This window comes from Sphingomonas lacunae, assembly GCF_012979535.1.
In the GTDB taxonomy this organism is placed as follows: Bacteria; Pseudomonadota; Alphaproteobacteria; order Sphingomonadales; family Sphingomonadaceae; genus Sphingopyxis; species Sphingopyxis lacunae.
Window position 1 is genome coordinate 75283 of record NZ_CP053015.1, and the last position, 13204, is coordinate 88486.

At 62.7% G+C, this 13204-nt stretch carries 12 protein-coding genes; 6 read left to right on the forward strand and 6 right to left on the reverse strand.

Going from position 1 to position 13204, the window contains the following annotated elements:
- Nucleotides 1–55: 55 nt before the first annotated feature.
- The 3 genes from GV829_RS00290 to GV829_RS00300 are packed head-to-tail and all read left to right on the forward strand — an operon-like array spanning nt 56 to nt 2543.
- A complete protein-coding gene (locus GV829_RS00290) occupies nt 56–844 on the forward strand; it encodes an SDR family oxidoreductase (protein WP_169943294.1) in 789 nt (262 codons plus the stop codon).
- Between the two features lie 11 nt (nt 845–855).
- Nucleotides 856–1785 carry a 5'-nucleotidase, lipoprotein e(P4) family gene (locus tag GV829_RS00295; RefSeq protein WP_169943295.1) on the forward strand — a complete coding sequence of 310 codons (930 nt, stop codon included), beginning with the start codon at nt 856–858 and terminating at the stop codon, nt 1783–1785.
- Nucleotides 1782–2543 carry an NUDIX hydrolase gene (locus GV829_RS00300; protein ID WP_169943296.1) on the forward strand — a complete coding sequence of 254 codons (762 nt, stop codon included), beginning with the start codon at nt 1782–1784 and terminating at the stop codon, nt 2541–2543. The genes GV829_RS00295 and GV829_RS00300 overlap by 4 nt, the downstream gene beginning before the upstream one ends.
- A 102-nt stretch (nt 2544–2645) precedes the next feature.
- Here GV829_RS00300 and GV829_RS00305 read toward each other — a convergent pair whose 3' ends face one another.
- The 3 genes from GV829_RS00305 to GV829_RS00315 are packed head-to-tail and all read right to left on the reverse strand — an operon-like array spanning nt 2646 to nt 6677.
- On the reverse strand, nt 2646–3821 hold the full coding sequence (locus GV829_RS00305; RefSeq protein ID WP_169943297.1) for an acyl-CoA dehydrogenase family protein: 1176 nt from the start codon (nt 3819–3821) through the stop codon (nt 2646–2648).
- A 35-nt stretch (nt 3822–3856) separates the two neighbouring features.
- A complete protein-coding gene (locus GV829_RS00310; protein ID WP_246202916.1) occupies nt 3857–5062 on the reverse strand; it encodes a L,D-transpeptidase family protein in 1206 nt (401 codons plus the stop codon).
- Nucleotides 5063–5096: 34 nt separating this feature from the next.
- Nucleotides 5097–6677, reverse strand: a complete 1581-nt coding sequence (locus GV829_RS00315; protein ID WP_169943298.1) for a long-chain-fatty-acid--CoA ligase — start codon at nt 6675–6677, stop codon at nt 5097–5099.
- A 158-nt stretch (nt 6678–6835) separates the two neighbouring features.
- Between GV829_RS00315 and GV829_RS00320 the strand changes: the two genes are divergently transcribed.
- Genes GV829_RS00320 through GV829_RS00330 form a run of 3 tightly spaced genes read left to right on the forward strand, consistent with a single transcriptional unit; the run spans nt 6836 to nt 9665 of the window.
- Nucleotides 6836–8110: a dicarboxylate/amino acid:cation symporter gene (locus tag GV829_RS00320; protein ID WP_246202917.1), complete on the forward strand. Its 1275-nt coding sequence runs from the start codon at nt 6836–6838 to the stop codon at nt 8108–8110.
- Entirely contained in the window at nt 8107–8646 is a 540-nt protein-coding gene (locus GV829_RS00325) for a thermonuclease family protein (protein ID WP_169943299.1), read from the forward strand. The genes GV829_RS00320 and GV829_RS00325 overlap by 4 nt, the downstream gene beginning before the upstream one ends.
- 23 nt (nt 8647–8669) lie before the next feature.
- A complete protein-coding gene (locus GV829_RS00330; protein WP_169943300.1) occupies nt 8670–9665 on the forward strand; it encodes an aldo/keto reductase in 996 nt (331 codons plus the stop codon).
- A 12-nt stretch (nt 9666–9677) separates the two neighbouring features.
- Here the strand turns inward: GV829_RS00330 and GV829_RS00335 are convergent, their stop codons facing one another.
- From GV829_RS00335 to GV829_RS00345, 3 genes are all read right to left on the reverse strand, one after another.
- On the reverse strand, nt 9678–10385 hold the full coding sequence (locus GV829_RS00335; RefSeq protein ID WP_246202918.1) for an NnrU family protein: 708 nt from the start codon (nt 10383–10385) through the stop codon (nt 9678–9680).
- A gap of 70 nt (nt 10386–10455) precedes the next feature.
- Nucleotides 10456–11799, reverse strand: coding sequence for an amidohydrolase family protein (locus GV829_RS00340; RefSeq protein ID WP_169943301.1), 1344 nt, complete (start codon nt 11797–11799; stop codon nt 10456–10458).
- The gene (locus GV829_RS00345; RefSeq protein ID WP_169943302.1) at nt 11796–13199 is read right to left on the reverse strand and encodes an amidohydrolase; all 1404 of its coding nucleotides are present in this window, start codon (nt 13197–13199) and stop codon (nt 11796–11798) included. The genes GV829_RS00340 and GV829_RS00345 overlap by 4 nt, the downstream gene beginning before the upstream one ends.
- Between the last annotated feature and the right edge of the window lie 5 nt (nt 13200–13204).

Consider the following 13204-nt stretch of genomic DNA (forward strand, 5'->3'; position numbering starts at 1 on the left):
TTCCCCTGCCCTGCCGGCCTGTGCATAGTCGCCTGAACAAACCAAGGAGAGAGCGATGGATCTGGCCGGCAAGGTAGCGGTGGTAACAGGGGGCGCGGGCGGCATCGGCCAGGCGCTGGCGCGGCGGCTGATGCGGGAGGGCGTCAAGGCGGTGGTCATCGCCGATCTTGACGCGACCCGTCTGGCCGAGTTGGCCGCCGACATCGGCTGCGACTGGCAGCGCTGCGACGTCAGCAAGGAAGCCGAGGTGCAGGCGCTGGTCGCGGACACGGCGGCCAAGCATGGCCCCATCGACCTGTTCTGCTCCAATGCCGGTGTGCTCGACGTCGATGCCGATTTCAGCGATGCGACATCGGCGCCGAACAGCGGCTGGGAACGCAGCTGGGCGGTCAATGTCATGGCGCATGTCTATGCGGCGCGCGCCTGCCTCCCCGCGATGCGTGAGCGGCGCAGCGGGCATTTTCTCCACACCATCTCCGCCGCCGGGCTGCTCAGCCAGATCGGCAGCGGCCCCTATTCAACGACCAAACATGCCGCGATCGGCTTTGCCGAGCATCTGGCGATCGCGCACAAGGATGACGGCATCGGCGTGTCGATGCTGTGCCCGCAGGGCGTGGATACAGCGATGATCCGCCGCGACACCAAGGGCGCACCGCACCCGGCGCTGGCCGACGGCGTCCTGTCGCCCGAGGTCGTCGCCGACATTGCCATCGAGGGGGTGAAAGCGGGCGAATTCCTGATCCTGCCGCATGCCGAGGTGGCAAGCTATATGGCCAACAAGGCCGCCAGCTATCCGCGCTGGATCGGCGGGATGGCGAAGATGCGGCGCGGGAGGAACGGATGAGGGAAACGGTGATGCGCTTTTCAGTCAGCCTGATGCTGGGCGGCGCGGCACTGGCGCTGGGTGGCTGCGCGGCGACCGCGCCGGCCGCGCCGCAAGTCACCACGCCCCCTGCCCTGACCCAGGCGCAGATTGCCAGCCAGGTGGGGGAAGCCGCGACGCCAGAGAGTCCACCCGCTGGACAGCAATGGCTGTTTGGTTCGGCAGAAGGCAGCATCACCATGCGCCAGACCTGGGACAGCATCGCGAGCTACACCGAAGCCGCGGCGCGCAACCGACCGGTGTTCAGTGTGGTCCTCGAGCCGGGTGCGTCCGCATCTGATGCCCGCCGCGTGCCATGCGGCGACCGGCCGCCGGCGGCGGTTTTTGATGCCGACGAGACATTGCTTTGGAATTTGGGGGCGATGCGCCAGTTCGCCCTGCGTAACCAGTCATTTGACCCGGCACTGTGGCTGGCGTGGGAACGGACCGGGGCGGGTCATGCTGTGGCGACGCCGGGTGCAATCGAGGCGTTCAACCGGATGCGCGCCGCCGGTGTGACGGTGATCGTCAACACCAACCGGACGCAGGGCAACGCCGAAGGGACCATCGCCACGCTGCGCGCGGCCGGGCTGGGGGACTTTGTCCACGGCCAGTCGCTCTATCTGATGGGCGACGCGCCTGACGGCACCGGCAAGGATGGACGGCGGGCGATGATCAGTGCGCGATATTGTGTCGTCGCGCTGGTCGGTGACCAATTGGGCGACATTGCCGACACATTCAACGAGCGCGGCCTGACTGTCACCGCACGGCGGCAGCGGGCAGAGAGCCCGGCTTTCGCAAGCCTGTGGAACCATGGCTGGTTCGTCCTGCCCAACCCGGTGTACGGCCCGTCGATCAGGGGCAGCTTCGACGATGTGTTTCCGCCGGAGTCACGCTGGGAACCGCCGGTGACGCAGCCATGAACGATGCCTGGAAATCCCCTGAGGCCAAGACAGTCGTGCCGGCAGTGCCAGCAGCGACCGTGCTGCTATTGCGCGAGCGCGACGGGGCTATGGAAGTGATGATGGTCAAGCGCGGCGCCGGAGCCTTTTTCGGCTCGGCGCTGGTATTCCCCGGCGGCAAGGTCGATGCCGCCGACGCGCATCCCGGCTGGGACAATTTTGTCGAGGGCGCGCAGGGCCTCGAGCGGGACCATATCGCGTTGCGCATTGCCGGTTGGCGCGAGGTGTTCGAGGAAACAGGCGCGCTGCCCGCCAGTTGCGCGACTAGCAGCGACCTCGCCGAAGACGACATACCCTTCATTGAACGCATCCGGCTTTCGGGCGGCAAGCTGCCATTGGGGGAGATGGTGCCCTTTGCCCGCTGGATCACGCCCAAGGTCTCACCCAAGCGTTTCGATACCTGGTTCTTCCTCTGCGCGCTTGATAGCGATGAGCCGTTGATCTGTGACGGGTGGGAAACCGTCTCGGCCGAATGGCTGACCCCGGCCAGGGCACTGGAACTGGGCGAGAAGGGCGAACGCAACGTGATTTTCCCGACCCGGTGCCAATTGGAACGCATTGGCCAGTCATCGAGCATCGCAGAGGCCGTGGCCGCAGCGAAACAGCAGCCTATCGTCACGATCGAGCCAAAGAGGATCGAACGCGACGGCGCCTATTTTGTCGTCATCCCGGACAACGCCGGTTATCCTGTAACCGAAACAGCTGCCGACCGGGCCTGATCAATCTTCGGTGTTGGCCCGACCGAGCGCTGCCGCGCCGGCATGATGGGCAGCATGTGCGGTACGCTAACGACGGTCCGCACCGATGCCCACCATCGCCTATCAGCGCCGCGAAGGCATGATGCCCATGGTCTTGGCGATAATTCCAAGCATCACCTCATCTGCGCCACCGCCAATCGAGCCCAACCGACCGTCGCGGAAGGCACGGCTGATGGGCGTTTCATCCATGAAGCCCATACCGCCAAAATATTGCAGGCAACTGTCGGCCACCTCCCGCTGGAGCCGCCCACCCTTGAGCTTGGCCATCGATGCCAGCCGGGTGACATCCTCTCCATTGCAATGGGCCTCAACACATTTCCACGTCAGTGCGCGCAGGGCCTCCACCTCCGTCGCCAATTCGGCAAGACGGAAATGGATCACCTGATTGTTAATCAATGGCTGACCAAAGACATGGCGTTCACGTGTATAATCAATGGTTTGTTCGATCATGCGCTCGCAACCCGCAACCGAGCCGACAGCGGCATAGAGCCGCTCTTCCTGAAACTGGAGCATTTGGTATGTAAAGCCGGCCCCTTCCTCACCGATAAGGTTGCGCACCGGCACCCGCACCTCGTCAAACCACAGTTCGGCTGTGTCTGAAGCGTGCATCCCCATTTTCTTGAGCTTGCGGGCGATTGTGACCCCCTTCACCAGCTTGCCGTTCTCGCGAAGCGGGAGGCAGATCAGCGACTTGTTCTTGTGGATGCCTTCGCTGGCATCGCCGGTGTTGGCCAGCAGGCACATCCAGTCGGCCTGTGTTCCGCTGGTCGTCCACATCTTGCCCCCCGAAATGACATAATCGTCCCCATCGCGGCGCGCGGTCGTTTTGATCGCCGCCACGTCAGAACCGGCATGAGGCTCGCTGACACCGATGCAGGACACAAAATCCCCGGCGATTGACGGTTTCAGAAACTCCCGGCGCACATGATCCGACCCAAAGCGGGCAAGCGCAGGGGTAGCCATGTCAGTCTGCACGCCAATCGCCATTTTGACCCCGCCCGAGCGGATCGTCGACAGCGCCTCATTGAACACGCTGGCATAGCTGTAGTCGAGCCCGAGTCCCCCATATTCAACCGGCTTGTTGATGCCGAGCAGACCTAGGTCGCCGAGTGCCTTGAACACCTGGTGCGCAGGAAAAATCTGGGCCTCTTCCCATTCCTCGACAAATGGATTGATATGCTCCTCAACGGCCTTGACCGCGGTCTGGCGGAGCTGTTCATGTTCGTGGGTAAGCTTCATTTTCTCTCTCCGGGACTGGATCTTAAGGTCTGGGGTCAAATGCGGTCGCGCCCGTAAATGTCAGGCAGATAGCGGATCTCGCCATCGCCATCGGGTTCAGCGGTGAAGTAGGCGATGTAGACCGGGATAGGCCGGTCCAGCATGATGGTCCTTGTCCGGCCTGACGCAACAACCGCATCCGTATCATTCCGGGTCCAGCCATCAGAGCGCGTGGACAGCAACGCTGTCGCCAGGCTCAACGCGTCAGCGACACGAACGCAGCCATGGCTACCAACCCGCACTTCCTGCGCGAACAGTGACTGAGCAGGCGTATCGTGCAGAAACACCGCATAGCCATTTGGCATAACCAGCTTCATTCGTCCCAGCGAATTGGCTGGCCCCGGCCTCTGCCGGTAGCGACCATTTTGCACCACATAGCCGCGCCGGGCGAATTCGGCAGGGTTGTTGCGGCGAAGGGAGGCAATGCTTTCAGCCACGATGCTCGCAGGAATTTCCCACCAGGGATTGAAATTGACGCCCGTCACCTGTGCCGAGAAAATGGGGGTGCGCGAACGGACCCGGCCGACGACCACGCGCCAGCGCATGACCTCCCTCCCATTCTCCCAGAGGGCAGCTTCAAAGGCCGGTGCGTTGACCAATATGTAGCGCTGACCCAAGTCGCGCGGCATCCAGCGCCACCGGTCCATGTTGAGCATCAACTGGCGTCGACGAACGGGGTCGGTCTCATGCCGCAAAGCCAACCGCAATGCGGCATAGAAGGGATGCAGGGGATCGGCCTCGCTGAAAAGGCGATTGATCTGGTTGGTCATCAGCGCCTGATCGAGAGCCGCATCGGCCGCGGGCAATGCATCGTCAACGATGTCCCAGTCGCGCCGTGCTGCCGCATTGCAACAACCGGAGCGGCGTGCCTCAAGCAAGCGCAACGCAGCACGGCGGGCGGCAATATCAATAAGCGCCGGGCTGCCGTCGGCCAGTGCATCGCGCAGGGGAATGGCGTGACGCGCCATGTCAGGCAAACCATCATCCACCGCCCGATCATATTGGGCCAGCAGTTGCTCTGCCTGATCGACGCGCCAGCGTAACGGCGTTCCAGCAAGGGCGGCATCGCCTACCAGAACATCCCGCTGCACCACCAGATAGGGCGAGCCAGCCCGCCCGAAAACAGGGCGCTGGGCAGAAGCGGGCAACGAAAAGATCAGCACGAGCAACACCAACAGTCGGGGCAGGCTGGCATGGCGCATGATAACCCTCCCCTCCGTCCTGATGGTCCGACGATCAGTTTACCCGACGGTCGCGCCCTTCCCAATAGGGTTCACGCAAGGTCCGTCGCAGGATCTTTCCTGACGGGTTGCGTGGCAATGCATCGATGAAATCAATGCTCTTGGGGCATTTGAAACCGGCAATGCGGCTGCGGGCAAAAGCAATGATGTCCGCAGGGTCAGGGCTGGTGCCCGGTTTGGGCACAACAATCGCCTTGACCGCCTCCCCCCATTTTTCGTCCGGCACCCCGATGACGGCTACATCAGCAACATCGGGATGACCATAAATGGCGCTCTCCACCTCCGCCGGATAGACATTTTCGGCACCGGTGATGATCATGTCCTTGATGCGATCCTGGAGGAAAAGATAGCCTTCCTCATCGAGCAGACCGGCATCGCCGGTGCGCAGCCAACCACCGCCGATCAGCGTTTTGGCGGTCTCTTCCGGCTTGTTCCAATAGCCGATCATGTTGGTCGGCGACTTGATCGCTACCTCGCCAACCATGTTCGGGGGAAGGTGATTGCCGTCCTCGTCAAGAATGGCGAGTTCCACGCCCGGCAACGCCTTGCCGGCAGAGCGCATCTTGTCGGCACGTTCCGGTCGGTGATCTTCTGGCGGCAGGGTGACAATCGTGCCCCATGTTTCGGTCATGCCGTACATTTGCGCAAAGTCGCACTGCATCACATCCACGCCGCGCTTGAGCAAATCGAGCGGGATCGGGCTGGCGCCGTAGGAGAAGGCGCGGATTGAGGAAAAATCGGTGCTCGCTGCCTTGGGATGTTCAAGCATGAATTTGAGAGCGGCGGGCACAAGGAAGAAGCGCTTGAGCTTGAAGTCCTGAATGATGTCGAGTGTCTGGCCCGGATCAAATTCCCGGGTGATAACCAGTTCATGCCCCGAATTGACCGCGCCGAGGACCGTGCCGACCCCGGCGATATGGGCAAAAGGCATGCAGTTGAGCACGCTTTCGCCCGGTTCGGATTGCATCCAGGGCACATCCGCAGCCTCGATCAATGGCTTGAGCGCAGTCCCGTTCCGGTGGCTGAGAACGGCGCCTTTTGGCTTGCCGGTCGTGCCGGACGTGTAGAGCTGGATTACCGCATCATCAGCCGTAACGCCAAAGTCGACAGCGTCGCCCGGCTGGGCATCGCGCCAGCTGGCGAAATCCCGCCAGCCAGGCCTTGGCGCGGACAGATCGAGGCCGATGACGGGCAAATCAACGCCCGATGCCGCCATGGCTGCCACCGCTCCATCCTCAAGCGCGTCACCGACAAAGAAGAGTTTCGCTCCGCTGTCACCGAGGATGTAGCTGATTTCCTCCCCGGTCAAACGCCAGATGATCGGCACCAGAACGACACCCGCGCGTGCCGCGCCACAGGTAAGTTCGGCGACGCGGTCGCTGTTCTTGCCCAGATAGGCAATACGGTCGCCCTTGCCGAGGCCCTCAGCATGGAGCGCCCGGGCCACCTGACTGGCCCGTTGATTGAGCGAAGCATAATCCTGGGTCACACCTTCAAAGGTGGTCGCGGCCTGTAGCGGCGTTTCGGCAGCCCAGCGCGCGAGGGCGGCACCAAAGGTTCCGATGGGCTCGGTCATTGCTCTCTCCCTTGGATAGTGTCTTTGAAGGCAAGGTGCAGGGCAAGCCAGACAGTGTAAAGGGCTGGTACAGATGCCTGCCACGACTGACAGGCCCGCATGCAGCGGGACGATCCTGCCCCCTTGCCGTGATCGTTGCGGACGGGCACAAGATGTCCATGTCCGGCTCCCCGCTCGCGTCCATGCGCATTTCACCCATATTGATCCTGTCGTCGCTGGTCGCTGGCCTGACGGCAGGCATTGTCCTCGCCCATTTCGCTCCCGGTCAGGTGGACAGTGCCACACAGATCCTTGATCCGATCGGCTCCCTGTGGCTGCGGGCGTTGCAGATGACCATTGTTCCCTTGGTTGTCTCCCTGCTCATCACCGGCATCGTCACATCAGTTGCCGCCGCCAGGGCCGGCAAGCTGGCCGCGACATCGATCGTCTTCTTTTTCGCGATTTTGTGGAGCGGGGCGATCATGGCCGCCCTGGTGACGCCGCTTTTGCTGGAAGCCTTTCCGATCCCGGCAGCCGCTGCCCAGGCGCTGATCGGCGGATTGAGCGACGCGGCGGAAATTGGCGAGATCCCGCCCTTTGCCGAGTTCATCAAGGCAATGGTGCCGACCAATCCGATCAGCGCCGCTGCCAATGACGCCATCCTGCCGCTGATCATCTTCACCTGTGTTTTCGCCCTCGCCATCACCCGGCTGGACGGGGAAAAGCGCGACCGGCTCGCTGGTTTCTTCGAAGCCTTGGGCGATGCCATGCTGGTCATCATCGGTTGGGTGCTGATGCTCGCGCCCATTGGTGTCGGCGCGCTTGCCTTTGTTGTCGCCGCGCGCACAGGAGTGGCAGCTGTTGGGGTGTTCCTGCACTATATCCTGATTGTCGTTTCTGTCGGGGCCATTGTCTGGGCATCCGCCTATCCGCTGGCGGTGATTGGTGGACGCAAAAGGCTGGGCGATTTCGCCCGGGCCGTTCTCCCGGCACAAGCGGTGGCCATCTCGACGCAAAGCTCCCTTGCATCGCTGCCAGCGATGCTGCGCGGTTCAAAGGCATTGGGCGTGTCGGAAACAACCGCCGATGTTACCCTGCCCCTCGCCGTCGCCCTGTTCCGGGCCACAGGCCCCGCGATGAACCTGGCCGTCGCCATCTATGTCGCCTATTTGACCGGGGTTGAACTGACCCCGCTGACGCTTGCCATTGGCGTCGCCGTCGCCGCCACCACCACATTGGGGTCGGTCAGCCTGCCCGGCTCGATCAGCTTCATTTCCGCAATCGCTCCCATTTCGCTCGCCATGGGGGTGCCGATCGAGGCGCTCGCGCTGCTGGTGGCGGTGGAAACGCTGCCCGACATTGTCCGCACGCTGGGCAATGTGTCGATGGATGTGGCCGTGACCAGTGCGGTCGGGCGCCGCAATGACACGGCGGAGGTCAGCACCGTCGCATGAGGCGATGGTTTCGGCGGATCGGATCGCTGGTGCTGCTGGCGGGATTGCTATGGCTCTGGGCGCTTGGTGACAGGCTGTTCCCGCCCGAGACGCTGAGCGGGTCGGTGGTCCGGGTGCGCGATGGGGATACGTTGGATCTGGATGGCGCAACCATCAGGCTGGCGGGCATTGACGCACCGGAATATCACCAGAACTGCAAGGATGCCGGGGGCACCCCCTGGCCATGCGGCCGGGTGGCGCGTGCTCAACTTGAGAGTTGGTCAACATCCGGACGAATTCGCTGCGAATTGACAGCAGAGGATCGCTATGGCCGCAAGATAGGCCGCTGCGCCTCCACTTTGCAGGCTGATCTCGGCGAAGCGATGGTGCGCGCGGGGCTCGCCCTGTCCCCGGCGTTGCGCGGTGAATCGCCCTATGCCGATGCCGAAGCGGATGCGCGGGAAGCCAAGCGGGGGCTATGGCAGGGGGAGTTTGACCTGCCAGCCGATTGGCGCGCGCAGCATCTGCTTGCGCCGCAGGTTGATGAGGGCGCATAAAGGCCTTCAGGAGGAGACAATATATGCAGTATCGCACTCTGGGTGACGGGTTAAAGGTCTCTGCGATTGGCATTGGCTGCATGCCCATGATCAAGGGCGGCAACATAACCTATGGTGCCGACGCCGACCTGGATGAAGCAACGCGCACCATCCACCGCGCGATAGAGATGGGCGTCACCTTTTTCGATACGGCACAAATCTATGGCCCCTTCCAGAACGAGGAACTGCTCGGTGCCGCCATAAGGGGCAAACGCGACGGATTGGTCATCGCGACCAAATTCGGTTTCCGTTTTGACGGCAACCGCATAACCGGTGTTGACGGCAGCCCTGCCAATGCGCGGGCCTCCGTCGAAGGATCGCTGAAACGTCTTGGGATCGAGTGTATCGACCTCTACTACCAGCACCGGATGGACCCCAATGTGCCCATCGAGGAAACGATGGGTGCTCTCGCTGACCTCGTCCACGAAGGCAAGATCAGGCACATCGGCCTGTCGGAAGCCGCGCCCGAGCGATTGCGCAAGGCCAACGCCGTGCACCAGGTCGCCGCGTTGCAGAGTGAATATTCCCTTTGGGAACGCGATGTGGAGGACGAAATCCTGCCCACCTGCCGTGAGCTGGGTATCGGCTTTGTACCCTATTCCCCGCTTGGCCGCGGCTTTCTTGCCGGTGAAATCACCAGTTTTGACCAGTTGCCGGCCAATGACTGGCGCCGCGCCGATCCCCGCTGGCAAGGCGACAACTTCGCGGCTAATTTCAAGGTGGTCGAGGCGGTTCAGGCAGTAGCCGCCAAACATGGCGTGAGCGCGGCACAGGTGGCCCTTGCCTGGCTGCTCGCCCAGGGCGACGACGTTGTGCCCATCCCCGGTACCAAGCGCCGTGTGACGATGGAAGACAGCGCCGCTGCTGCTGAGCTGGCCCTGACCGCTGAGGATATTGCCGCGCTCGACGCCGCCTCACCACGCGGTGCCACCGCTGGCCCCCGCTATGGTGAGGCAGGTATGCGGATGGTCAGGATCTGAACGGAGAGCGGCTCAACCGCCCCACCAGCGCCAGATACCGGCAGCGACCCGCCCGCCCAAAGGCACATGCGCCCATGTCGCGGCCAGCCACAGGATGGTGCCGCCGATCAACGCGCCCATTCCCGGCCATGTGGCAGCCCAGCCGATCCGGCCAGTCAATTGTCCGGCAAAGGGAAAGAAAGCGGTACGCTGGCACCAGCCGCGCCAAGCATCGCCCATCAGCGCCGCCTTCTTGCGATCCTGTCCCGCGGAACCGACCAGCGCCAGCACCAGCATGGCTGTGGCAAGGATGTGATTTTCAGGTGTGGGCCAGACCAACAAATGGACAATCGCCCACAGGGCGATGCTCCACATCATCGGGTGGCGGGTGATAGCAAACACGCCAACCGGATTGCGATGGACTGCGGTCGCTGCGTCGGGAGATGGCAGCGCGGGATTGCGGTTGAAAGAACCGGCAAGCAGAATGGAGGCCAAGAGCATGAGGCCGGTTGCGACCGCCCAAACGGCATCACCGGGGACCCAGCCTGGATTATGCGCGGGTAGCTGGATCCACGCCCAGATGATCCAGCCAAAGGTGACAAGGGCGACAAGCGAGTACAACCCCATGAACCGGCCGAGCCCCATCGCCTTGATCAAACCCATCCGCAATGGGTGCGATAGCAGCAAGTGACTGCCAACAAAGGCGGTACAGGCAATCGTCAGATGAGTCAGGTCACTCACGGCATGGGTCCTCCCCTGTGGACCGGCATCCCTGGCGGCCCACCCGGACCACCATCGACCAGGTGCCGGCTTATCTATCGTAAGCGTTAGGCAAGTCTCCCTCTACCGGAGACAGGTAGCGGTCACGCAAATCAAGCTGGCGACTGGTCAGCGGTTGGGCAACACCGTCGACATAGATGGCAACCGGCGCGCTCGACAGTTCGAGCGGATCGCCATCCCATATCACGACATCACCAACGCGCCCTGGCCGGAGCGAGCCGACATCGGCATCGACGCCGGCTGCGGCAGCGGGGCCAGAGGTAATCGAGGCAAAGGCCTGATCCCAGCTCAGCCCGCTGGCACCCGGCATCCGGGTCAAGGCCACCAGATTGCCCGCATATTGGCGCGCATAGCCCAGCTTGTGCGTTTCATTGTCGTCGACCAGGCCGATGGCCACGCTGACCCCGGCGGCGCGCATACGACCGATATTGCTTTGTGTCGCACCCAGTTGCTCGAACGTGTCAGGCAGGTCATTGAGCGCCGATGCAATCACCGGAATGCCGGCAGCGGCGATCTGCGGGGCAACCTGCCAGCCTTCAGTCACGCCAACCAATGTCGGCCTGATCTGGGGAAATTCACCCAGCAGACGGATGACCGAAAGGATGTCCGACGCCCGTTCCACCTTTATGAACAAGCGGTCGCGACCATCCAACACCCGCAACAAGGCTTCGGCATCGGCGCGGGTCAACAGGCTGTCACGGCTGCGGCCGTCATAGGCGGCAGGGTTACGGCCAAAATCGCGCGCCTCGGCAAGCATCTGTCGGAACAGCAGGATCGCGGCGGGACGGCTGCCGCCCGCGCGACGGGCACCTGTTTCACCAAGCTCGACATACTGGAACAGACCCGCACGGGTCAGCATGTCGGGATCGTCACCCAGATCCACCAGCGCACCGCGCCCGTTGAACAGGCCGCTGCTGCGGCCCGGATAGACCAGCGCACGGGTAACACCGGCAAGACGATTGACCGCTACCGGAGTTCCGAGAGGATTGAGCGCGGGCGAAATGTCAATCGCGGCATTGAACACAGAACTGGGCGCGGACGCATCGTTGGTGCCATCGACGGCTTCCACTTCGACAATACCGACCCGGCTGAAACCGGCAACAATGCCAGGGGTGACATATTGGCCGGCCGCATCGACACTCGGTACACCGGCGGGGACCGCAACGCCCGCTCCGGCAGCAACAACGCGGCCGTTGCGGATGACGACCGTGCCGTTTTCCACAGGCGCCGTTCCATCACCGATAACAAGCCGCGCATTGGTGATGGCAACGGTCTGGGCGTTGGCCTTGGCTGCGAACAGCGCACCCGCGAAAGCAAGGGCGATTCCGGTAGCGCCCCACAGGGTCAGGCGCTTGCTGCGACGGGCGGCGCTCATTTGACGTCTCCCTCACCGGGTTGACCCAGCTCAAAATCGCTGACCGGACGCAGGCGCGGGTTATAGGCATCAAACATCAAGGCTCCGTCGATCCACACCCGTTCCGGCCGCGTATAGACGCTGAAGGGATTGCCGTTCCACAGCACGACATCAGCCATCTTGCCCGGCCGCAGGCTGCCGGTCATCATGTCGATGCCCATGGCGCGGGCAGGGTTTATGGTCAGCCAGCGCATGGCGTCGGCTTCGGAAATGGTGATGCCGGCACGACGACCGGCAGCCAAGGCCTTGGCTGCTTCCTGATTGAGCCGCTGGATCTGGTTCGCATCATCCGAATGGACGATGGCGCAGGCTCCGGCATTGTGGACAAGGGCAACATTCTCCGGAATGCCGTCATAGCTTTCCATCTTGAAGCCCCACCAGTCAGCCCACATCGCCGAGCAAATGTTCGACTCGCGCAGGAGATCGGCGATCTTGTAGCTTTCAACGGCATGGTGGAACGTCGAAACCTTGTAACCAAACTCTTCCGCCATATCGATAACGATGGCCATTTCATCGGCACGATAGCAGTGGTTATGGATCAGGATGTTGCCGCGCAGCACTTCGGCCAGCGTCTCCATGCCGATATTGCGAGCCTGAGGTTCACCTGCGTCCGCCTTGCGCCGATATTCGGCGGCCTGTGCCCAGGTCTGGCGATTGACCGCGAGATTGCCCATGCGGGTCGATGGCATGCGACCACGCGAGCCATAGACCCGCTTCGGATTTTCGCCACAAGCCATTTTCAGGCCATAGGGGGCGCCGGGGAACTTCATGCCCTGCATGGTGCGCGCAGGCACATTTTTGAGAGTAACCGACCGACCACCCATCAGATTGGCCGAACCCGGAAGTATCTGGAGCGCAGTCACCCCGCCATTGGCCAGTGCCCGGCTGAAGCCGGGGTCCTGAGGCCAGATGCTGTGTTCCGCCCAGACTTCCGGCGTGGTCGGGTCAGTCGCCTCATTGCCATCGCTGTGCGCTTCGACGCCAGGGCTGGGATAGTCACCGAGATGGCTGTGAATATCGATGATACCGGGGGTAACGAATTTGCCGGTGGCGTCGATGCGGGTGAAGCCTTCGGGCACGGCAAGGCCCGCATCGCCGATCGCTTCCACCTTGCCATCGCGCAGCAGCACCACGCCATTCTCAATCCGTCCGCCCTCTCCATCAAACACCGTCGCGCCAACCAGCGCGGTCGGGACCGAGGGATAGGCGCGATAGGTGGAGGGATAGGGGTTCGGGTCGATTACGGGACGCGCGGCGCTTGAGCGTGGCGCCGTGTTTGCCGCGGTGGTTCCACCGGAAGAACAGGCGGTCAGACCGCCAACGGCAGCCACTGAGAGCAACAGTGTGGAAATGCGATTCATCAGCT